20 protein-coding genes are annotated in these 20,603 nt (G+C 56.9%); 14 read left to right on the forward strand and 6 right to left on the reverse strand.

Annotation, left to right across the window (positions count from 1 at the left end):
• From IOB61_RS14075 to IOB61_RS14095, 5 genes are all read left to right on the forward strand, one after another.
• The coding region (locus IOB61_RS14075) for a glycosyltransferase N-terminal domain-containing protein (RefSeq protein WP_290817970.1) at positions 1-1,284 on the forward strand (1,284 nt) is incomplete at its 5' end.
• Positions 1,281-2,282 (forward strand): tetraacyldisaccharide 4'-kinase, encoded by a 1,002-nt coding sequence (gene lpxK / locus IOB61_RS14080; protein WP_290817973.1) that lies wholly within the window; start codon positions 1,281-1,283, stop codon positions 2,280-2,282. The genes IOB61_RS14075 and lpxK, both read left to right, overlap by 4 nt.
• A 9-nt stretch (positions 2,283-2,291) precedes the next feature.
• On the forward strand, positions 2,292-3,212 hold the full coding sequence (locus IOB61_RS14085; RefSeq protein WP_290817976.1) for a lysophospholipid acyltransferase family protein: 921 nt from the start codon (positions 2,292-2,294) through the stop codon (positions 3,210-3,212).
• A 46-nt stretch (positions 3,213-3,258) separates the two neighbouring features.
• Positions 3,259-4,302, forward strand: coding sequence for a class I SAM-dependent methyltransferase (locus tag IOB61_RS14090; protein WP_290817979.1), 1,044 nt, complete (start codon positions 3,259-3,261; stop codon positions 4,300-4,302).
• 218 nt (positions 4,303-4,520) lie between these two features.
• Positions 4,521-5,006 (forward strand): ion channel, encoded by a 486-nt coding sequence (locus IOB61_RS14095; protein ID WP_290818069.1) that lies wholly within the window; start codon positions 4,521-4,523, stop codon positions 5,004-5,006.
• On the opposite strand, the gene IOB61_RS14100 is transcribed toward IOB61_RS14095, so the two are convergent.
• Both IOB61_RS14100 and IOB61_RS14105 read right to left on the reverse strand, forming a co-directional pair.
• Positions 5,003-5,206, reverse strand: a complete 204-nt coding sequence (locus IOB61_RS14100) for a helix-turn-helix transcriptional regulator (RefSeq protein ID WP_290817982.1) — start codon at positions 5,204-5,206, stop codon at positions 5,003-5,005. The genes IOB61_RS14095 and IOB61_RS14100 overlap by 4 nt on opposite strands.
• Complete coding sequence (locus IOB61_RS14105) at positions 5,203-5,592, reverse strand: hypothetical protein (RefSeq protein ID WP_290817985.1); 390 nt, start codon at positions 5,590-5,592, stop codon at positions 5,203-5,205. Before IOB61_RS14105 ends, IOB61_RS14100 begins: the two co-directional genes overlap by 4 nt.
• Positions 5,593-5,778: 186 nt before the next feature.
• On the opposite strand from IOB61_RS14105, the gene IOB61_RS14110 reads away from it, so the two are divergent.
• Entirely contained in the window at positions 5,779-7,797 is a 2,019-nt protein-coding gene (locus IOB61_RS14110; protein ID WP_290817988.1) for an acetyl/propionyl/methylcrotonyl-CoA carboxylase subunit alpha, read from the forward strand.
• Between the two features lie 11 nt (positions 7,798-7,808).
• Here the strand turns inward: IOB61_RS14110 and IOB61_RS14115 are convergent, their stop codons facing one another.
• The gene (locus tag IOB61_RS14115) at positions 7,809-9,098 is read right to left on the reverse strand and encodes an Hsp70 family protein (protein WP_290817991.1); all 1,290 of its coding nucleotides are present in this window, start codon (positions 9,096-9,098) and stop codon (positions 7,809-7,811) included.
• Positions 9,099-9,322: 224 nt separating this feature from the next.
• Between IOB61_RS14115 and IOB61_RS14120 the strand changes: the two genes are divergently transcribed.
• The 3 genes from IOB61_RS14120 to IOB61_RS14130 all read left to right on the forward strand — a co-directional run bounded on the left by IOB61_RS14120 (position 9,323) and on the right by IOB61_RS14130 (position 11,688).
• A complete protein-coding gene (locus IOB61_RS14120) occupies positions 9,323-9,634 on the forward strand; it encodes a GIY-YIG nuclease family protein (RefSeq protein WP_290817993.1) in 312 nt (103 codons plus the stop codon).
• Between the two features lie 378 nt (positions 9,635-10,012).
• Complete coding sequence (locus tag IOB61_RS14125) at positions 10,013-10,456, forward strand: MarR family transcriptional regulator (RefSeq protein ID WP_290817997.1); 444 nt, start codon at positions 10,013-10,015, stop codon at positions 10,454-10,456.
• Positions 10,453-11,688: a DUF1566 domain-containing protein gene (locus IOB61_RS14130; protein WP_290818004.1), complete on the forward strand. Its 1,236-nt coding sequence runs from the start codon at positions 10,453-10,455 to the stop codon at positions 11,686-11,688. The genes IOB61_RS14125 and IOB61_RS14130 overlap by 4 nt, the downstream gene beginning before the upstream one ends.
• Before the next feature lie 5 nt (positions 11,689-11,693).
• Here IOB61_RS14130 and IOB61_RS14135 read toward each other — a convergent pair whose 3' ends face one another.
• Positions 11,694-12,779: an aldo/keto reductase gene (locus IOB61_RS14135; RefSeq protein WP_290818007.1), complete on the reverse strand. Its 1,086-nt coding sequence runs from the start codon at positions 12,777-12,779 to the stop codon at positions 11,694-11,696.
• A gap of 100 nt (positions 12,780-12,879) precedes the next feature.
• Between IOB61_RS14135 and IOB61_RS14140 the strand changes: the two genes are divergently transcribed.
• Positions 12,880-14,067: an NAD(P)/FAD-dependent oxidoreductase gene (locus IOB61_RS14140; RefSeq protein ID WP_290818010.1), complete on the forward strand. Its 1,188-nt coding sequence runs from the start codon at positions 12,880-12,882 to the stop codon at positions 14,065-14,067.
• On the opposite strand, the gene mprF is transcribed toward IOB61_RS14140, so the two are convergent.
• Together mprF and IOB61_RS14150 are read right to left on the reverse strand one after the other, a co-directional pair.
• A complete protein-coding gene (gene mprF, locus IOB61_RS14145) occupies positions 14,064-16,784 on the reverse strand; it encodes a bifunctional lysylphosphatidylglycerol flippase/synthetase MprF (protein ID WP_290818013.1) in 2,721 nt (906 codons plus the stop codon). The two genes, IOB61_RS14140 and mprF, sit on opposite strands and share 4 nt — an antisense overlap.
• A gap of 75 nt (positions 16,785-16,859) precedes the next feature.
• Positions 16,860-17,339, reverse strand: a complete 480-nt coding sequence (locus IOB61_RS14150; RefSeq protein ID WP_085339169.1) for a hypothetical protein — start codon at positions 17,337-17,339, stop codon at positions 16,860-16,862.
• Positions 17,340-17,750: 411 nt separating this feature from the next.
• Between IOB61_RS14150 and IOB61_RS14155 the strand changes: the two genes are divergently transcribed.
• The 4 genes from IOB61_RS14155 (at position 17,751) to pip (ending at position 20,600) form a co-directional block, all read left to right on the forward strand.
• Entirely contained in the window at positions 17,751-18,164 is a 414-nt protein-coding gene (locus IOB61_RS14155) for a PaaI family thioesterase (RefSeq protein ID WP_290818018.1), read from the forward strand.
• Entirely contained in the window at positions 18,161-18,544 is a 384-nt protein-coding gene (locus IOB61_RS14160; RefSeq protein WP_290818020.1) for a DUF423 domain-containing protein, read from the forward strand. The genes IOB61_RS14155 and IOB61_RS14160 overlap by 4 nt, the downstream gene beginning before the upstream one ends.
• Positions 18,531-19,535: an alpha/beta hydrolase gene (locus IOB61_RS14165; RefSeq protein ID WP_290818023.1), complete on the forward strand. Its 1,005-nt coding sequence runs from the start codon at positions 18,531-18,533 to the stop codon at positions 19,533-19,535. The genes IOB61_RS14160 and IOB61_RS14165 overlap by 14 nt, the downstream gene beginning before the upstream one ends.
• A gap of 72 nt (positions 19,536-19,607) precedes the next feature.
• The gene (gene pip / locus IOB61_RS14170) at positions 19,608-20,600 is read left to right on the forward strand and encodes a prolyl aminopeptidase (protein ID WP_290818026.1); all 993 of its coding nucleotides are present in this window, start codon (positions 19,608-19,610) and stop codon (positions 20,598-20,600) included.
• The last annotated feature ends 3 nt before the right edge of the window (positions 20,601-20,603 follow it).

The raw sequence follows: 20,603 nt of genomic DNA on the forward strand, positions 1-20,603 counted from the left end.
CCCTTTTCCTTGAGCCTCTATAAGAGTGCGACCCAGCTTCTGGCGCGTTTCATGCCGGGCGTTTTGGCGAGGCGGGCCGCACGGGGGCGCGAAGACCCAACCCGGATTGCAGAGCGCTTGGGCACAGCCCCAGCTGCGCGACCTAAGGGCATATTGGTTTGGATTCATGGGGCCAGCGTCGGGGAATCCCTTGTTGGCCATGCGTTGGCACAAGAGCTGCGCAAAGCCCATCCGGGTCTGACTTTCCTATTTACCAGCGGCACCAAGACGTCGGCTGATCTGATGGCGCGCAAGCTTTCAGCCCCTGATGTGCACCGCTATGTGCCCGTCGATACGCCTATGGCGACCAAGACCTTTATCGCGGCGTGGCAGCCAGACTTGGCAGTTTTTGTCGAGGGCGAGATTTGGCCGAACTTGTTGCTCGCCACCAAAGAGGCAGGGGTGCCTTTGGCCCTGGTCAATGCGCGCATGACGGCACGCTCGGTCAAGGGTTGGCGGGGCAGGGCTAAGACGGCAGAGCTTTTATTCTCCCTGTTTGACGTGGCTATGCCCGCCGACACCCGCACATCTGAAGCCCTCAGCCTGTTTCGTACAGGCCCGATTGGCACGGTAGGTAATCTCAAGCTGGCAGCACCCCCACCCCTTGTGAATGCGAAGGAAGCCAAGCTTCTGGCAGGCAAGCTGGGTAATCGGCCGGTTTGGCTGGCAGCCTCGACCCATGAGGGGGAGGAGACCGTCCTTCTGGCCGCCCATGCGGCCTTGCTCTTGGGTGCACCCGATGCGCTGTTGATTTTGGCCCCGCGCCATCCAGAACGCGCGCAAGATGTAGAGATTGAATGCCGCAAACAGGGCCTCGTGCCGGTGCGCCGCTCAAACGGTCATGTGCCAGGGTCGAAGACCTCTGTGTGGCTGTGGGATACGTTAGGTGAGCTTGGCCTTGCCATGCGTTTAGCCCCTGTCACCTTTGTTGCGGGCAGCCTAAAGCCCGGCATCGGGGGGCATAATCCGGTTGAGCCCGTCCAGCTTGGCTCAACGGTGGTGAGCGCCAGTTTTGTTGGCAATTTTCTTGATCTCTATCATGCCTTGGAAGATCAGGATGGGGCGGTGATCCTGGATGATCATGCGTCTGACCGGATTGCCTTGACCTTGGCGGGCCTATTGGGGGACCCAGAGCGGCGTGAGCAATTGAATGCGGCGGCGCGCGACGTGATTGCCCAAGGCAGCCACGCCATGGCCGATACGGTTACAGCCCTTGTGAGCCTATTGGAGCGGGCCAAGCCATGAGAGCGCCCGCTTTCTGGACCATTCGTTATGGCCGCGATGCCGCACCAGTCCTGCGCTTGCTGCTATCGCCTCTTGGCGCGCTCTACGGGGCAAGTGTTGCCCGCCGGATCGCACAGGCAAGCCCAGTTGCTTTGCCCATCCCCGTTATCTCCATCGGCAATTTGACGGCTGGCGGTACGGGCAAAACGCCGTTTTCCCAGACTTTGCGGGCTTTGTTGGCAGAGGTTTTGGGTGGCCCGATTGGCATTGTCTCGCGCGGCTATGGCGGCAGGCTCGAAGGCCCTGTGGTGGTGGATAAGGCCCTGCACCGGGCAGAAGATGTTGGCGATGAGCCCTTGATGTTGGCCCAAGGCGGGCCTGTCTTTGTGGGGCGTGATCGGGCGGCGGCGGGCAGGCTTGCGGTACAAGAGGGCATGAAGGCCCTGATTTTGGATGATGGGCACCAGAACCCAGCCTTGGCAAAAACCATCTCGCTGGTGGTAGTCGATGGACAGACGGGCTTTGGCAATGGCCACCTCATTCCAGCAGGGCCGCTACGCGAAAAGCCCGCGATTGGCCTTGCCCGTGCGGAAGCAATCTTGGTGATGGGGCAAGCCAGCGAGGATACGCTCGAAGATATTGCAGGCTTTAATGGCCCGATCTTTCACGCAAGCCTAAAGGCCAAGCCAGTTGCGATTGAAGGCCCTGTTTTGGGTTTTTGCGGCATTGGGCGGCCTGAGAAGTTTGATGCGACCCTGCGGGGCTTGGGCTTGAATGTCGTCGATCTATACCCATTTGCCGACCACCACCTCTATCGCGCAGATGAACTGCGCCGACTGGAGGCAGATGCGCGCGCAGCAGGGGCAAGTTTGGTGACGACAGAAAAAGACCATGTCCGCCTGCCGCCTGATTTCGCAGCCAAAGTGCGGGTTGTGCCGATCGAAGCAGTTTTGGCCGATGAGGTGGGCTTTTTGGCCTTTCTGCGCGGCAAACTCGACAGCTATCTCGGGCAGGATTAGGATTTTTCCATGACAGCAGGCCGTCGCGAGTCCTTCTTCAAGCGCATCGAATCTTGGGCGTTTCACACCTATTGGAACCGGATCAGCCGGATGTCCTTGGATGAGGCCTCTAATGCCGGCGCAGGCTTTGCCCGCACCCTTGGCCCGATCACCAGCGCGCATAAGACAGCCAAATATAATATGCGCTTGGCCTTTCCCCGCATTACCCCGGCTGAAGAGCGCGAGATGCTGGACGCGATGTGGGACAATTTAGGCCGTGTGGTGGGGGAGTTTCCGCATCTGTCTGCCATGGGCCTTTTCACCCCTGAAAGCCGGGCAGAGTTTCACGGGCTGGATATACTCGACCGCTATGTCGGCACGGGGCTGCCCGGCGTGTTTGTCTCAGGCCATTTTGCCAATTGGGAAGTCATGCCCGCAGCCATTGTGCGGCGCGGGGTGGATTGCCGCGTCACCTATCGGCCTGCCAACAACATCTGGGTCGATGATACGATTGTGAAGGCGCGGGCCGATTATGGCGTGCGCTTATTTGCCCCCAAAGGCCCGTCTGGCGGGGTCAGCCTGATGCGGATTTTGGCTAAGGGCGGCTCTGTCGCCATGATGAATGACCAGAAATATGAGACGGGCGTAGAAGCCCCATTTTTTGGTCATCTCTGCAAGACGGCAGACGGGCCCTCGCGTCTGGCTTACCGCTTTAAAGCGCCCTTGCAGACCATGACGGTCAAGCGCTTGTCGGGCGCGAACTTCACGGTCGATATCCAAGAACCCATGATGATGGACTTTGACCTACCGGTGGATGAGGCCGTCCATGCTTCGGTCTTGCGGATCAATCAATTCATGGAAGAAAACATCCTGAAAGCGCCTGAACAATGGTTTTGGGTGCATGCGCGCTGGCCGAAAAAGGCTTGGATCGACGCGGGCGTGATGGATTGATCACATTTTGATTGGCCAATCGGGCAGACAAGTCTAACTTAAGGCCATGGACCGCATTGAAGCCTTAAAATATCGCGCGGGGGCCACGGCGAAACTGGCCTTTTATGCCGCCCATTATGGCCTGTCGCGGGCAACATCGGCCCCGTTTGATCGGCCGGGGGAAGCGCCCTTTAGCTCAGATAAGCCCAAGCCTGATCTAGCCCGGATGCGGCAAGCCTATATGGCAGCCTTCAATCAAGATATGGCCCATATTGATGCGGGGCTTTACCTCGCCCCACTGGCCAAAACCGAACTGGCCCAGACGCGCAAAAGTCTTGCATATCTGCGCGATGTAAAGGCGATTGATCAGCGTCGCTTGGCCAAAAATGGGGTTGAAGTGCGCGAAGAAGGCTTAGGCGAGGGGTTTCCCGCCTATTTCCGGCAGAATTTTCACTGGCAGAGCGGTGGCTGGCTGACGCCTGAAAGTGCAGATTTGTACGACTTCCAAGTCGAGACGATTTTTACCGGTTCTGCCGGGGCCATGCGGCGGGCCACTGCTTTAGCCCTTCTTGCCAAAAGCCTAAAAGGCTTGGATCAACGCACCACAACTTGTGTCGAGCTTGCCTGTGGCCCAGGCCAATTGGCCCGTGAAGTCATGCGCAATTTCCCGCGCCTGCGCTTAACCGCCCTTGATATGAGCCCGCCCTATGCCGCCGCAGCGGCCAAAGCGCTGACCCCCTATCGCCGTGCGACCGCCATCAGTGGCGCAGCAGAAGCAACACCCTTTGAGACCGAAAGCGTGGACCGGGTCTTATGCGTCTATCTGTTCCACGAATTGCCACCCAAAATCCGCAAAGCGGTGGTGGCGGAGGCCGCCCGCATTTTAAAGCCCGGCGGGATACTTGTGCTGGCCGATGCGCTGCAGACCGGGGATGATCCCAATCTCGACCGCCTGTTGGACGCTTTTCCCGTAGGCTTCCACGAGCCGTTTTTCACCTCTTATCTGACAACGGATATGAAAGCCTTGTTTGAGGCCGAGGGCTTTGACTTTATCGAAGGCGCACAAGCGTTTTTGACCAAGGGGTGGATGTTTCAAAAGCGCATTGGGTGAGGGGTAAAGGCCCCTTCAACTCGCGCCCCCTCACCCCCGACCGTCGACCTATAGGTCGACCCCAAAGGGAGAGGGGAGTTCTTCTTTGATCCCCCTTGAACCCCAAACCCCATGTGTGACCGAACGTCGCGCGACATTTGGGTGACGGGCCAAGCGCATGGCCCTATAGTGGCCCTTAACTTGGCAGCAGGCCAAGTGGAGTGCCGATCTTGGGCGTTGTGAATTTTATCACCGATATTTGGGATACTTTGGCGATTTCGTCCGTGATGGTGGCCGCCACCGTGACCATTCACTTCGTGGGTCTGGCGACCTTGATGTTGATGATACGGCAAAGACAACCCCTGGCAGATCCAGACACGCGACACATTTCGCTGCGGGTTTTGGCCATTTTATTTGTCGTTTTCGGCCTGTTTGCGGTGCATACCATTGAAATTTGGCTTTATGCCATGGTCTATTATTTTGGCCTGCATGCGTTTCAAGACTTTGAAACCGCACTTTATTTTTCGACCGTCACCTTTGTGTCGCTGGGCTATGGCGATGTGATTTTGCCCCGCGATTGGCGCTTGGTGGGCGCGATTGAGGCGGCCAATGGCGTGATCTTGCTTGGCTGGTCGACGGCGTTTTTGATCACCGTGATCGGCCGTCTGCGCGCGCTGGAGCATGAATGGCTGGATCCACGTCAGGACAAGACAGGGGGGCTTTAGCCCTTTCGATGCGGGTTCACAAAGATTGCCTCGACCTCGGTCTCAAACAAAGCCGCCATTTTGAACGCAAGATCCAGCGACGGGTCGTGCTGGTCTGCTTCAATCGCAATAATAGCCTGTCGCGAAACCCCTAAAGCCTGCCCAAGATCGGCTTGGGTCAGGCCTTTGGCAGCCCGTAAGGCACGCACTTGGTTGATCATTTTGTCGCCTTACGGGCAAAGGGGGCCACAAGGGCAAAACAGGCCCAAAACAGCGGGTAAATCATCCAGCCCGGCACATGGGCGGCCCCCGCATAGCTTTCGGCAAAGCCCCAAGCTGAGAAAAGTGCCATAGCGATACCTGCGGCCAGAATGAATTGTCGCGCCAAAAAGGCCCCGATGAATTCGTCACTATCGCGGATCATCACCAAGGTTGCCCAAATCTGCCCAGCAATCGGCAGACTAACCAAAGCCGTCAAACCCCAGCGGGCAGGGGCGGGCAGGCCATCCATCAAGCCCGCAATCGCCCCAGCATTGATTAGGACATAGAGGCCCATGAACACCATGGTGCGGATGATATAGGTCTTGGCTTGGGGTGTCTGTTCCATGGCAATTGCCTCCTGAATGTCAGGTATACCTAACATCCGCGAAATGTCAGGTCAAGCTGACATTTGCGATTTCTTGCACCTCTCCAGACCCTGCAAAGTTGCATCGCGCGCGATTGCCCTCTAACCAGTTCCCGACATAATAAAGTCGGTAATACGGCTGACAGTTCTAGGGGCACACGGACCAAGATGTTTGATAAGATTCTGATTGCCAATCGCGGCGAAGTCGCTGTCCGCATCATCAAGACCTGTCGGCGTATGGGCGTGAAAACCGTCATCGTGTTTTCAGAGGCCGACCGCGATTCTATGGCCGTTGAGATGGCCGACGAAAAGGTCTTTATCGGCCCGGCCCCGGCCTCAGAATCCTATTTGGTAATCGATAAGATTATCGCCGCTGTTAAAGAAACGGGTGCGCAGGCCGTCCACCCAGGCTTTGGCTTTTTGTCGGAAAAGGTTGAATTTGCTCAGCGCTGTGCCGATGAAGGGATCGTTTTTATCGGCCCGAACCCACATGCGATTCACGCCATGGGCGACAAGATCGAAAGTAAGAAGACCGCCGCTGCTGCTGGCGTCTCCTGTGTGCCCGGCCATATTGGCGAGATTGCCGACACCGCCCATGCGGTCGCGATTTCCGAAGAGATCGGCTATCCGGTCATGATTAAGGCCTCTGCCGGCGGTGGCGGCAAGGGCATCCGCGTTGCCTATGACCGCAAGGATGTCGAAGAGGGCTTTCCTGCCGTGCGCGCCGAAGCCAAGAATGCCTTTGGTGATGACCGCATCTTTATCGAGAAATTCATTCTGGCCCCGCGCCATATCGAAATCCAAGTCTTGGGCGATAAACACGGTAATGTGGTGCATTTGTTTGAGCGCGAGTGCTCGATCCAGCGCCGCAACCAGAAAGTCATTGAAGAAGCGCCAAGCCCGCTGCTCGACGATGAAACCCGCGCCGCCATGGGGGCCCAAGCCGTCGCTTTGGCCAAAGCCGTGGGCTATGATAGCGCCGGGACCGTGGAATTTGTGGCCTCTGGCAAGGATAAGAGCTTCTATTTCTTGGAAATGAATACCCGCCTGCAGGTGGAACACCCGGTTTCAGAGGCCATCACGGGCCTTGATCTGGTGGAGCAAATGTTGCGCGTGGCCTCGGGCGAGGCCTTGTCCTTTAAGCAATCAGACCTTGCGATCAACGGCTGGGCGATTGAAAGCCGGATTTATGCAGAAGACCCTTACCGCAACTTCCTACCCTCCATTGGCCGCCTCAAGCGTTATTTGCCACCCGTGGAAGGCGATTTTGGCACCCATAAAGTGCGCAATGATGCAGGTGTGCGCGAGGGCGATGAGATCTCGATGTTCTATGATCCGATGATCTCCAAGCTTGTGACCTGGGCTCCAACCCGTTTGGCCGCGATTGACGCCCAAGCCGCAGCCCTTGATACTTTTGCCATCGAAGGCATTCAGGATAATATTCCTTTCCTAGCCGCCGTGATGGAAGAAGCCCGCTTCCGCTCCGGCGATATCACCACCGCCTATATCAAGGATGAATTCCCCGAAGGCTTTAAGGGGGCACCCTTAACCGACAAGATTTTGCGCCTGATGGCGGGCGTTGGGGCCTTGGTGCATATGCGCAAACTGGCTCGGGATGCCCAGATCAGCGGCCGCATGACCCCGCATAAGCCGATCCGTAGCGATTGGGTGGTGCGCATTGAGGGCACCTATCACCCCCTCCATGTCGAGATCACAGAGGGCGGTGCGCATATCCGCTTTGAAAGTGGTGATACGATCGACATTACCAGCGACTTTAAGCCCGGTGACCGTTTGATTACGGGCGTGGCGCACGCGGCGGGCGTGTTTGAGAATGAGGGCTTTGCAGTCAAGTTTAAGGACCGCACGCAAGGCTATGAGTTCCAATATCGCGGCGCAAAGGCTGTGGTGATTGTCGCTACGCCACGCGATGCCGAGCTTCACGCCAAGTTGCCGGAAAAGGTCGCAGCCGATACTTCGCGCATGATTATCTCGCCCATGCCGGGCCTTGTTGTCTCCATCGAAGTGGTAGAAGGCCAAGAGATTAAGTCGGGCGAGGCGATTGCCATTGTCGAAGCCATGAAGATGCAAAACATCATTCGCGCTGAACGCGACGGGAAAGTCGCCAAAGTCCATGTTGGAGCCGGGGCAGCCGTGGCCGCCGACGAAATCATGGTGGAATTGGGCTGATCTGAGCCGCTTTAGGCCAACCAGGGGCTGGGGTCGTCTTCTTGGGCGATCAGCGAAAGCCCGTGGGCGATAGAAACAAATTGGTCGCCGGTCTCTACTTTCTGGGCCCCAAATCGGGTCTCAAACTGCGCTTTGACGGCGGGCACAAAGCTCGACCCGCCGGTTAAAAACACCCGATCAATCCCGCCTTCATCAAGGCCAGCTGCGGTCAGCGCATCGCTGACACAGGCGTCGATCTGGCCAAGGTCTTCGGCAATCCAGGCTTCAAAGTCAGCGCGGGTCAGCGATTTGACCAAATCTGTCCCGGCAAAGGAAAGCTTAAAGCTTGCTTCTTCGGCGTGGCTTAAGGTCGTTTTGACCGCGGCAATCGCGCGATAAAGGTGATAGCTGGCTTCGGCATCTAAAAAGTCCAAAAAGGCTTGAATTTTTTCAGGGTTCAGCGCCTGTTTGGCGAGCTTTTGTAAGTCTTGATAGTCGCGCGTGTGGCGCATGATCGACAATTGGTTCCATTGCGAAAACCGGCCGTAATAGGCCAAAGGCACCGGCAGAACTTTACCATCACTGGCATAGTGAGAGCCTTTGCCAAAGAGTGGCGAGACCAGATGGTCAATGATGCGCTGGTCGAAACTATCGCCTGCTATGCCCACACCGCGATGGGCGAGTGCTTCTGCCGATTGGGTCTTTTGCCCGCGCTTAAAGCGGATGATGGAAAAGTCGCTGGTGCCACCGCCAAAGTCGGCCACCAAAATCGTGGCGTCTTGGGTCAGGCGCTGGGCAAAGAAGAAGGCCGCCGCCACGGGCTCATAGACATGGGCGATATCTTCAAAGCCTGCTTTGGTGAGGGCTGCTTGATAGCGGGTGCGGGCTAAATCTTCGTCCGACCGGCTGCCAGCAAATCGCACGGGCCGACCCACCAGCACGCGCTTGGGGAAGGGCTCGCTTGCCCGCTCACTCAAGCGGCGCAAGAAAGCCGCCAACAAATCCTCAAACCGCCACGCCTTATTCTGGATGACGGTGCTGGTGAATAAAGGGCTGGCGGCAAAGGTCTTGAAAGATTGGATGAAACGACAATCCCCGCCGAGCTCTAAGAAGCGGTCAATCGCCCATGGACCCACCTCCATCATCGCCTTGGCGCGGTGGTCATCTTCCTCATGCCAAAAACAGAGAACCGACCGACAGGCTTGGACCAAGTCCTGTTCATGCGAAAACTGGATCGCACGACTTTTGCCCCGCCCATCGGGCAAGGTCGCAACGCTATTGGTCGTCCCGAAATCGAGACCAAGGGTAGGGGTATGGGCCATGGGGGCGCTGGGCTTAACGGTCTGGCGGTGGGTTGTCTAGGGGCCTTCCCCTTAAGTGTGTCATCCCCGCCGGAGCGTCAGCGGAGAGCGGGGATCCCGTGGGACTTTGCGGCAGGAGACCTGGGACTCGGCTAACGCCGTCCGGGATGAAATCAATTTATGGATAGACATTTATTGTTTTATATTTAAGGTAATTATTCTGATTTCCGGTTTGATATAGAAAGATGGATGCATCTGAGCCAGAGGACAGATTTTTCGTTTACCTCGTGACTAATCGCCCACGAGGTGTTTTCTATGTCGGGATTACAAGCGATCTCGTGAAGCGGGTTTGGCAACATCGAACCCATCAACTCAAACGAAGTTTCACAGATAGGTACAATCTAGAGCGGCTGGTTTGGGTCGAACAATACCGCGATGTAAATGTTGCAATTCAGCGGGAAAAATTGATCAAGCGCTGGCGTCGAGAATGGAAAATCCAATTAGTGGAAAAGAGCAACCCCGAGTGGCGAGACTTGTGGGAAGAAATTTCCTTTTAGAATGCCTGTCATCCCCGCCGAAGCGAAGCGGAGAGCGGGGACCTTGGTGAAGTTACGGCAGGAGGTCCCGGATCGGCTGACGCCGTCCGGGATGACATCGCACTTAAAATGGGGCCTTGCGGCACAAGGTCCCGGATCGGCTGACGCCGTCCGGGATGACATTCAAGTTTTTGACTTTACCCCACAGACCCCGCTCGGTCGCGGCCTTGATTGGGTCACTTGAACCGTCCTTTACCCCAGAGGCAGCGTCGCGTGTGTGCATCACGTCACGCGGCAAAACGCTATCAATTGTCAGTCACAGGACTGCATGTGCCTCTTTGCGCATCGGATCGAACCAAGGATGCTTGACAAAAATTAGATATCTAATATTTTGTACGGATGGAAATTCTATTTCATCCGATCCTTCATGCCGCACATTTGATTGAAGCCCATTTGCGCGGCGCTTTGGCTGAGACGGGGCTACAACCACGCCAGGCGCGCGTGCTGATGGCGATTGCTGAATTTGGGCCTATCAAACAGGTGCAACTGGCCCAGGCTTTTGATTTGGCACCACCCACCATGACGGTGATGCTCACGCGGTTGGAGCGAGACGGGCTGGTCAATCGACATAGTAAGGCTGGCGATAAGCAGACCTCCATTGCTTTGACGCCAGCAGGCCTGGCGCTTTTGCCTAAGATTGAGCGGGCTTGGCTATCGGTCGATGGCTTCATCCGCCAGAGCTTCGGTGCCGCAGAGGCCGAGGCCTTTAGTCGAGCAGCTTGTCTTTTGCGCGACGCCTTAGGCGGAAAGCCGCCCCATTACCTTAAAGGAGACCACCCATGAGCCCATTGGCAAAGTTTCGGCTTGGTCTAGGTTTGCTGGTTCTATGCTTGTTGCAAGTTCCGGCATCGGCTGGCGTACCACGGGCGGCAGGCAATTATCAGATTGTCAGCACGGGCCAAGATCGCTGTTACGATGTTGCCGGACCTGTTTTGCCGTGTCCGGCTCCTGGCCTGCCGCTTTCGGGGCAGAATGCGCAGCATCCAGGTAAGGCAGCTTCCTACAGGGTCGAGGCCAATAATCTTGTTGTGGATGAGATTACTGGCTTGATGTGGGCCAAAACACCCAGTGCGCCCATGACCTTTAAGGAGTTAGCTTCTTATGCCCGTGCCAGCCGTTTAGGCGGTTATGATGACTGGCGCGTTCCCACAATCAAAGAACTCTACTCCTTGATTGATTATCGTGGTGGCTATACCGGCGATCCGGCAACATCGCGCCCCTATATTGATACCAAATACTTTGACTTTGCTTATGGGGATGGCAAGGGCCTCGGCGATGCCGCCCATGGTCGGCGACCTATCGATGTGCAGGAGTGGAGCGCCACACCCTATGTTGGTAAGACAATGGGCCGAGATGATACTGTGTTTGGCGTAAACTTCGCAGATGGTCGGATTAAGGGCTATCCTGTGATGGATCCAGCCAACCGGATGCAAACGCCTAATCGTTTGGCGGTCCGCTTGGTGCGTGGAAATCCCTATGGCCAAAATGCTTTTAAGGCGCGCCCAGATGTTGTTGAAGATCACGCGACTGGCCTGATGTGGCAGCGCAAAAACGATGGGACCGCAAAGTCGTGGTCGGCGGCGCTTTCCTATTGCACGCATCTAAGCTTGGCCGGCTATTCAGATTGGCGGTTGCCCCATGCCAAGGAATTACATTCTTTGGTGGATTACAACCGCATACCTGCCATTGATCCGCTGTTTCAACTCAGCGATCAAACTGCCTATCTCTGGTCCTCGACAACCCATTTGGAAGGCCCCCCTCCCGCGCAAGAACAGGGGCGCGCGTTTAGCCAAACGGGAGAACTCGCCGTGTATGCCGCAATTGGCAAGGCGCAAGGATTTATGGAAGTTCCCCCTGGCTCTGGCCAAAGGCGCTGGCTCGATGTGCATGGCGCTGGGGCCATGCGCAGTGACCCGAAAACCGCCTCACCTGGCAGCTTTCCTGAGGGTTTTGGCCCACAAGGCGATGATATTCGCGGGCACAATTATGTGCTGTGTGTCCGCGATCTTCGGTAAAGTTCTTACCCCACAGACCCCGCTCGGTCGCGGCCTTGAACGGGGAACATCCAGCCGGGATATTCCGATGGCAGGGCGGAGACTTTGTCCAAAACAGCCAGGTCTTCAGCGGTCAGTTTCACGTCCACGGCTTTGAGATTATCGGTCAATTGGTCGTCGGTCTTGGCCCCGATAATGACACTGGTCACCCAAGGGCGGTGCAAGAGCCAAGCAAGGGCAATTTGGGCGACGCTGACGCCATGGGCGGCGGCAATCGGCTCCATCGCTTCGACGCAATCATAAACCCGGTCCTTATTGACGGGCGGGAAGTCAAAGCTGGCGCGGCGGGCATTGTTGGGCCCTGCTTGATCGCGCTTGAACTTGCCGGACAAAAGGCCGCCAGCGAGTGGACTCCATGGCAAGATGGCAAGGCCTTCGCTTTGCGCCAGGGGCACGACTTCGCGTTCGAGGTCGCGCGAGGCCAAAGTGTAATACATTTGCATGGAGTCAAAGCGGGCATAATTCTTCCGCTCGGCAATGCCATTGGCTTTGGCGGTTTCCCACGCGGCGCGGTTGCACAGGCCGATATAGCGCACCCGGCCAGAGCGCACGATGTCATTCAACGTGTCCATCACTTCATCCAGCGAGGTGAGGGGGTCGTAGCCGTGGATTTGATAGAGATCGACATGATCCATATTGAGGCGCTTTAAGCTTGCATCTATGGCGTCAAACAAATGCTTGCGTGAGAGGCCAGAGATATTGCGTGCGGTTTGGCGGCGGGTCGCTTCAGCTTGCGCATGGGGGCTGGCGTCAGGCGGCAAAAGGTCCTGCACGCGGCCATGGGCTTTGGTGGCAATGACAATTTCGTCACGCCGCAGGCCCTTCTCGCGAATGGCATGGCCCAACATCTGCTCTGACAGGCCATTGGCATAGACGTCGGCGGTGTCAAAGAAATTCACGCCTGCATCAAAGGCTTGGCGCACGAGACTGCTAGCAACCTCCTGATCTTGGCCGCCAATCACGGTCCAAAATCCATCCCCGCCGAAGGTCATGGTGCCGAGGCAGATTTCAGAAACAACAAGGCCGGTCCGGCCCAAGGTCTTATATTTCATTGCGTGCTCCCAAGATTTTTTTGATGTGGTTGGCCCAAGGCTACACCTGCTGCTGCGTCCTTGGCTATCTCTAAATTGAACTTCGGCTTAAGTGCGCAGCATGCGTGAACACTATGATGTCATCATTCTTGGGGCAGGGGCGGCGGGCTTGATGGCGGCGGCACGCGCGGGCCAGCGTGGTCGCAAGGTCCTATTGTTAGAGCATACCGAGAATGTGGGGGCCAAAATCCTGATTTCAGGCGGTGGGCGATGTAATTTCACCAATATGGAGATTAAGCCCGACCGCTTTATCTCGGCTAATCCCCATTTTGCCCGCTCGGCGCTTGCCCGTTACACTCAATATGATTTCATCGCGCTGGTTCAAGCCTATCATATTCCCTTTTATGAAAAGACCTTGGGGCAGTTATTCTGCGAAGGGGCAGGGGCGGCGCGCCTCATTGTCGATATGTTGCTAGCTGAATGCACCAAGGGCGGGGTCACAATTGCAACTGATGTGCAGGTCCAAGACGTGGAGCGGTCGGGCGAGACCTATGTCGTCACCACCCAAGTGGGTCGGGCACTCGCGCCCAGTCTCATCATCGCCACGGGCGGCCCGTCTATCCCGAAACTCGGCGCAACGGGATTTGCTTATGAGATTGCCCGCCAGTTTGAGGTGGCCGTAATAGAGCCCAAGCCTGCGCTTGTGCCTTTGGTATTTGGGATCAAGGATATTGAATTGATGCGGCCCTTGGCAGGTGTGTCGCTTGAAGGGGTAGCAGCCAAAGGCAAGACAGCTTTTCGCGAAGGCATGGTCTTTACCCATCGTGGCCTATCAGGGCCTGCCATCCTGCAGATCAGTTCTTATTGGACTAAGGGTGAGAGCATTTATCTCAACCTCTTACCCGATATCAAAGCTGATCAGTGGCTGATCGAGGCCAAGACCACCCGCCCACGCGCCCAAGCCGCCACCATTCTGGCCGAACGTTTACCCCAGCGCCTGGCCCATGCCTTGGCCGAAAAAGCGGGGCTGGACCGACCCATGGCAGACTTAAAAGACGCACAGCTGCGAAGCTTGTCAGAGACCCTGCACCATTGGGACCTGACGCCTGTGGGTGATGAGGGCTATGCCAAAGCCGAAGTGACCAAGGGCGGGATTGATACCGCCGCCCTCAATCAAAAGACGATGGAAGTTAAAGCTGTCCCAGGCCTTTATTTCATCGGAGAAGCGGTCGACGTCACGGGTTGGCTTGGCGGCTATAATTTCCAATGGGCGTGGTCGAGTGGGGTGGCAGCTGGAGAGGCGGTCTAACCACTGCCCTTCAACATGGCGCGCAGGCCACCGCTGGTCAGGGCTGCCACATCAAGAAGGGCCGCTGGCAACATCACATCGGGCGGCGCACAGAGATAGAGCGGCTTCCAAGTGGGGTTGAACTTGTCCTTAAAGCGACGAAGCCCCCGGAAGCCATAAACTTCCTCGCCCTCTTCAAACACAATCGCCCCAAGCCGGACGAGGAAGGGCGCGCCCTTAAGGTCAGAAAGACCAGATAAGGGGGCCATGGCCAAATCAAAGCGGCGATAATTCTGCTCTTTGGCCCAGAGGGCGATTTCCACAAACAAATAATCCATCACCCCATGCGGCGCGCTGGGGCTGTGGCGCATCAGATCAATCGCAATTTCTTCGCCATCGGGTGTGGTCCACAGGCTTGCAAAGGCAATCATCGCGCCTGTCTTGTCGCGCACATAAGCGGTTGGGAAGCGGCTTAGATAGGTGCGGTCAAAGGTGCCGAGCGAGAAGGTTTTTTCCCCGCCATGATGGGCGCGCAGCCATGCCCGCGAGATGGGCTCCATTTCATCCAAAAGGCCCGCAGTCTCTGAAGCCGGACTAAAGAAAAAGCGCACATCTTCGCGCGCCATTTTATTGCGCGAGGTGCGCAGGTTTTGCGCGTCCTTGCCGATCAGGGTGAAGGTCTCCAGATCGACAATGGCGGTCTCGCCAATCTTGCGGACGACATAGCCGCTCTCGGCAAAATCAGGCACTAACTCGCGCGAGACGGCATAGTAAATGGGTCGCGCACCGGCTTGATCGGCTGCATCGCGCACCTGTCGAAGCAAGGCTTGCCGCTCGCTCGTAAGGCCAATGGGATCGCCATAAATGATCCAGCGATTGCCGCGCGCGCGATACATCACAAAGCTCTCGCCGCTTTCGGAAAACAAAAAGAGCTTATCGCCCAAAAAGGCGAGATTGGCGTCGGCGCGTGGGTTCTGAGCCCGCTCCAAAATTGCTTGCGCACGGGCCATATCTGCCGGGTCTGACGTGCGCTTTAGGCTGGCGCGCCACGGCGTAAACAGCGCCCAAACAGCGACAAACAAGGTCATGACACATGCTGCAGTCAAGGCCCTGAGACTGCGCGCGGCGTCATTGTCGCGCACAAAGTCCCACCACAGCTCAGCCCGGAATTCCACATTCTGATAGGCAAATAGGCTGAGCCATCCGGCTGCAGCAACCGCACCCGCAAGGGCTGCGATCCAAGCAGGCGATAAGAGATTGGGGCCAAGGGCGGATTTGCGGGTAAAGGCGGCCCGACAGGGCAGGGCCAAGCCCAGCACAATGGCAAGGATGGTGGCCTCCTCCCAATCTAGGCCTTTGGCGAGGGAAAAAATGATCCCGCCACTCAATAGTAAAATCGCCCCGCCCCAAGCAGCCGTCACTTTGCGCCACAGGCCAGCGGCGATCAGCAAGAGGAGCACGCCGACGATCGAGGCGGCAAAGTGGGAGAGGTCCGATATCGCCCGCAAATCCCACGCATCAATCGCCTGCATACGCGCTGAGAGCGCGGGCGTGGCAACCGAGCTTAAGAGGACAAGGCCCGCCATAAACACCAAGGTCGATAAGATGCGCGGCGAAAGCTCTAAGGTGGCTTCCCCCAATGTCATGCCGAGGCGGGCACTGATGCGCGCGCCTAGACTAGTGCCCATGGTCCGTGCGGCTTTGGCGGCAGGCCTTGCTGCTGGGGCTGCATGGTCTAGGCCCAAAATGATCGTGCCGATCACCAAAGGAATGAAGGTATAGATCAAGCGGTAAACAACCAGTGCCACCGCAGCGCCCGGCGTATCTTGGGTTACGGGGGCTAAAGTCAAAATCGCCGCTTCGAAAATCCCAAAGCCACCGGGCGTACCCGATAGGGCCCCCAATAATCCTGCCAGCACATAGACGGCCAAAAAGGCAGGATAAGACCAACCACCATGGTCGGGCAGCAGGAAATAGAGCACACCCGCCGCACACATCCATTCCAATACGGTGATCGCAAGTTGGGTGAAGGCTTTGCCAAATTCGGGTCGGTGGATCACGGCCTCGCCAATGCGGGATTGGGCCGACCCAAAGCGCGCATAGACCAGCCACAAGGCACCTGGAACCAACAGGAAGAGACCCAGACTATACCAAACCAAGGCGTGAAACTGGCCATGAAGCGCAATCTCGGGGGCGGCATATAAAAGGCCAAGGGCCGCCGCCGTCAGACCGCCCACTTGAACCGCAGACCCTGTCAGGAACGACAGGGTGCCAATTTCGGCAGGCTGTAAGCCCCATTTGCGGTAAAGCCGCAGCCGCGCGGTACCCGCCGTCACCCAGGAATAGCCAAGGCTATTGGCCAAAGCATAGGCGGCGATGCTGGCGCGCGCGGTGCGGGCGCGCGGCAGGCTTTTGCCCAGCATGGTCAAAGCAAATCGATCATTGAAAGTAAGGGCTGCATAGGCAAGGCCGACACAGGCGACGGCACCCAGCAAGCTCCACGGATTAACTGCTTCAAAAGCGACCTTCAAATCCTGCGGACTATGGCGCGTCATCTCCTCATTGATGAAAATCAGCGCAACGATAAAGACGCCAAGGCTGATCGCGGCTGTAAGCAACGGATGGGTAAGGCTGCCGCGTGCGCGACCCCAAACAGCACCCAGCATCGTGCGCCAAGCTGCCGTGCGGGCCTCTTCTTCCTCAAATTGTTCAATAGGGTCGTGGTTGGGTTCAGTCACAGAAATGCATGTTGCCCGCATTAGGCGGGCAAAACAATCGCGTGACTGTGACGGTAAGGTGTAAGTTGGGTGTGCTTAAGCCGCGATGTCGCGCACTTTGGCCCGGAATAGGTCGCGAGCTAGGCCCTTGCCAAAGATGGCCAAGGCTTGGCCCCCAGCAAAATCCCGCACACCAGCCACGCGGGCAAAGCCTTCAAAGGTCACAAAGGTCTCGTGCAGGGCTTCGGGTGCATGGGTCACAATGGCTGCATCATAGCTGGCCAATTGGTCTTTCGACAAAGAGGTGGTCACGCCATCAGGTGCCCAAAGGATGCGAATGGATTCTTCACAACGCGTGGCCTCATGGCTCAATTCAAAATGCACGCCGGGGAATTGGCGGGCGAGAAGCGCGACATGGGCGCCAGCATCGGTTGCCATCACTTCGATCACATGGGCGCAAGACAAGTCTAACGTCGTATGGACACGCTGCAACAAGGCCCAAGAGGCGCGCTGTGCACGCCGTTGCGCCATTTGGCTTTCAGATTCAATTAATTGTTTTTCTTCCGCACGCGCCACAAGCGTCTCCTAATTTCTAGCCTCAGTGTGAATCGCGTTGGTAAACGAGACGTTAGGACGGAAAAAAATTACAGCATCCGGTGTTTTTTCTCTGTGGAGCGATTGCATTCTTGGTGCTGAGGTCCGTCCCAAGCTTGTTATTCCCGCCGGAGCGTGAGCGGCATCCGCCACCAGTTGGGCTATTCCGCTTCCCTGTTTACGGGGAAGCTGTCCCGAAGGGACTGAAGCGGTGCTTGCTTTCTTTCACTGAGACCTGGCTTGGTGATCGCCGCGCTTCACCAAAGCGGGTCTAGACGAAAATAGGCTTTCAATCACCATGATGATTTACGCTGCCTCCCACATGAAGCGGGCAGGTAAGCACACTGGGCGAAGTGGCTGGACCTGATTGGGGTGAGCCTTTAGCGTGAGGGGATGAGCCCAGATGAGATCAATCAGTTTTTAGCCCAAGCCTTTAGCGGTGGCACGCCCCCCTTGGTCGAAGCAGCAGATGGTGAAACGGCGCGCTGTCGCATCGCTTTCAGCCCCAATCAGATCCGGCCCGGTGGCACTTTATCTGGGCCGACCATGATGGCTTTGGCCGATACAGCAGCCTATGCCTTGGTTTTATCCGCCATTGGGTTTGAGCCTTTGGCCGTGACAACCAATCTCTCCATCCAATTCATGCGCAAACCCAAGCCCAAGGATTTGATTGCCGACGTGCGCATGATGAAGCTGGGCAAGACCATGGCAGTGATGGAGGCGGGCATTAGGTCTGATGGCGAAACCGATTTGGTTGCCCATGCCGTGATCACCTATGCCATTCCACCCAAAAAGGTGTCCGCATGAAGCAGAAGACAGTTTTGGGCCTGATTTGCCTTTCGGGCTTTTTGGCGGTGGCGATCGGGGCATTTGGGGCCCATGGCCTGACAAGCCCGCAAGCCAAAGCTTGGGTCGAGACGGGTAGTGGCCAACATATGGCCCACACTTTAGTGCTGTTTGTCTGTGTGTGGCTCCAAACCCAAGGCTATCCCAAGGCACGCTTTGCGATCCCGCTGTTTGGCCTTGGCATGATCCTCTTTGCCGGATCGCTCTATGCCTTAGCTTTGGGCGCACCGCGCGCTGTGGCCATGGCCGCACCCTTGGGTGGCCTTAGTTTACTTGCAGGATGGATTTGCCTTGCCTGGGCCTGTTTCAGCCGAAAGGAAACCTTACATGAACCCGATTGATTGGGCCCAGTTTGGCTTGTTTGCCCCAGAGATTTTGCCCGTCAATGGCATTGAGATGGCGGTTTGGGACACGGGCACACCATCGGAGCTGCCGCCTGTGGTTTTGTGCCATGGCTATCCAGAGCTTGCGTTTTCGTGGCGGCATCAAGTGGTGGGGCTGCCCAAAGCAGGCATTCGCGCCATAGCTCCGGATTTGCGCGGCTATGGCCTAACCTCGGCACCCGAGGCGATTGAGGCCTATGATCTCGATACGCTAACTGGCGATCTGGCCGCTTTGCTTGATGCCAAAGGGATCGAAAAGGCCGTCTTTTGTGGGCATGATTGGGGCGGGCTGATCGTCTGGGCGATGGCGACCCGTAGGCCCGACCGGGTAGCAGGCGTGATTGGCGTCAATACGCCTTATACGAAACGCCCCTCGATTGATCCGATTGCCCTTTATGAGCAGCGCTTCGGCCCTGATCATTACATCATCTTCTTCCAAAAGCCTGGCGCGATGGAAGCGATTTTGGAAGAAGATATCGACAAGACCTTCCGCTTTTACATGCGCCGCTCATCTGTCACGCCACTCGAATTTGATGCCCGCCCGGAAGGCAAGCGCAACCATGCCTTTCAACTGGCTTTGCAAAGTTTCGACAAAAGCAAGGCGACCTATCCTTTGCTGAGTGAGGCAGAGCATCAAGTCTATGTGGAGACCTTCACCCGCACTGGTTTTCGCGGTGGCATCAATTGGTATCGGAATTTTACCCGCAATTGGCTCGACAGTGCCGATATTCCAGACCTGGTGGTTCAGCCCAGCTTGATGATTATGGCTGAAAATGATGTGGTTTTGCCGCCTTCTGCGGCCGATGGGATGGAAAAATATGTGCCAGACCTCGACCGTGTGCTGATTAAGGGCTGTGGCCACTGGACCCAGCAAGAAAAGCCTGAAGAGACCACTCAAGCCATTGCCGACTGGATGCATAAGCGCTTTGGCGGCTTGCGCACGTCGTGAACGGCCCAGCCTTACCCACCTTGAACGCCTCTGCGACCCGCTCTAAGCCCTGTTGGGACAAGAAGGACCCTAATGCCCGATTCTGCCTCTATTCGCCGTGCACTCTATCCCCAGATTGAGCCGTTTCAGACGGGGCGGCTAGCCGTCAGCGACTTACACACCCTCTATTTTGAACAAGCCGGCACGCCCGAGGGCATCCCTGTCATTTGTCTGCATGGCGGCCCCGGTGGGGGCATGAGCCCGGATATGCGGCGCTTCTTTCATCCCAAGAAGTGGCACATTGTTGGCTTTGACCAGCGCGGCTGTGGCAATTCCACCCCGCACGCCGAAACCCGCGACAATACAACGTGGGACTTGGTCGCCGATATCGAGAAGTTGCGCGCGCATTTGGGCATTGAGGCTTGGGCGGTATTTGGCGGCTCATGGGGGTCAACTCTGGCCTTGGCCTATGCGATCAAGCATCCAGACCGGGTCTTGAGCCTGACTTTGCGGGGCATTTTCCTGATCAGCCAAGCCGAAATTGCGTGGTTCTATCAATCAGGGGCCAGCAACATCTTCCCTGACGCCTTTGACCGCTATGTCAGCGTGATTCCAGAGGAAGAGCGGCACGATATCGTTGGGGCTTTCCACAAGCGCTTGTTTAGCGAGGATCGCGATACGCGTATTTTGGCCGCCCGGGCTTGGGCGCGCTGGGAGGGCGATTGTTTGTCCATGAAGGGGCCGGATGCGCGCCCCGGGCGCTTTGAGGAAGACCGCTTTGTAGAGGCCTTCGCCCGGATCGAGAACCATTACTTTGTCCATAAAGGCTTTTTTGAAACCGATAGCTGGCTACTCGACCATGCGTCTGTGCTGAAATCCATCCCGATCCAAATCGTTCATGGCCGCTATGACGTGCTGACGCCTTTATCCTCGGCATGGGCGCTGAAAAAGGTCGTGCCCCATGCCCAGTTGGAAATCATTGCCGATGCGGGCCATGCAAGCTTAGAGCCCGGCATTGTCGATGCATTGGTACGCTTTACCGATGATTTGGCGACAGGGTTTGAACAAAGGCACAAGCGGCCTTAAGTA

It is taken from the genome of Aquidulcibacter sp. (assembly GCF_020253525.1).
Taxonomy (GTDB): Bacteria; Pseudomonadota; Alphaproteobacteria; order Caulobacterales; family Aquidulcibacteraceae; genus Aquidulcibacter.

What these genes read in the sequence shown, in the direction of transcription:
- IOB61_RS14100 (WP_290817982.1), bottom strand. Translation starts at nt 5,206, where the DNA reads ATGATCAACCAAGTGCGTGCCTTACGGGCTGCCAAAGGCCTGACCCAA.
- IOB61_RS14165 (WP_290818023.1), top strand. Translation starts at nt 18,531, where the DNA reads ATGAACCCGATTGATTGGGCCCAGTTTGGCTTGTTTGCCCCAGAGATT.
- IOB61_RS14120 (WP_290817993.1), top strand. Translation starts at nt 9,323, where the DNA reads ATGGATGCATCTGAGCCAGAGGACAGATTTTTCGTTTACCTCGTGACT.
- IOB61_RS14130 (WP_290818004.1), top strand. Translation starts at nt 10,453, where the DNA reads ATGAGCCCATTGGCAAAGTTTCGGCTTGGTCTAGGTTTGCTGGTTCTA.
- pip (WP_290818026.1), top strand. Translation starts at nt 19,608, where the DNA reads ATGCCCGATTCTGCCTCTATTCGCCGTGCACTCTATCCCCAGATTGAG.
- IOB61_RS14105 (WP_290817985.1), bottom strand. Translation starts at nt 5,592, where the DNA reads ATGGAACAGACACCCCAAGCCAAGACCTATATCATCCGCACCATGGTG.
- IOB61_RS14135 (WP_290818007.1), bottom strand. Translation starts at nt 12,779, where the DNA reads ATGAAATATAAGACCTTGGGCCGGACCGGCCTTGTTGTTTCTGAAATC.
- IOB61_RS14090 (WP_290817979.1), top strand. Translation starts at nt 3,259, where the DNA reads ATGGACCGCATTGAAGCCTTAAAATATCGCGCGGGGGCCACGGCGAAA.
- lpxK (WP_290817973.1), top strand. Translation starts at nt 1,281, where the DNA reads ATGAGAGCGCCCGCTTTCTGGACCATTCGTTATGGCCGCGATGCCGCA.
- IOB61_RS14125 (WP_290817997.1), top strand. Translation starts at nt 10,013, where the DNA reads ATGGAAATTCTATTTCATCCGATCCTTCATGCCGCACATTTGATTGAA.
- IOB61_RS14110 (WP_290817988.1), top strand. Translation starts at nt 5,779, where the DNA reads ATGTTTGATAAGATTCTGATTGCCAATCGCGGCGAAGTCGCTGTCCGC.
- IOB61_RS14155 (WP_290818018.1), top strand. Translation starts at nt 17,751, where the DNA reads ATGAGCCCAGATGAGATCAATCAGTTTTTAGCCCAAGCCTTTAGCGGT.
- IOB61_RS14140 (WP_290818010.1), top strand. Translation starts at nt 12,880, where the DNA reads ATGCGTGAACACTATGATGTCATCATTCTTGGGGCAGGGGCGGCGGGC.
- IOB61_RS14160 (WP_290818020.1), top strand. Translation starts at nt 18,161, where the DNA reads ATGAAGCAGAAGACAGTTTTGGGCCTGATTTGCCTTTCGGGCTTTTTG.
- IOB61_RS14115 (WP_290817991.1), bottom strand. Translation starts at nt 9,098, where the DNA reads ATGGCCCATACCCCTACCCTTGGTCTCGATTTCGGGACGACCAATAGC.
- IOB61_RS14085 (WP_290817976.1), top strand. Translation starts at nt 2,292, where the DNA reads ATGACAGCAGGCCGTCGCGAGTCCTTCTTCAAGCGCATCGAATCTTGG.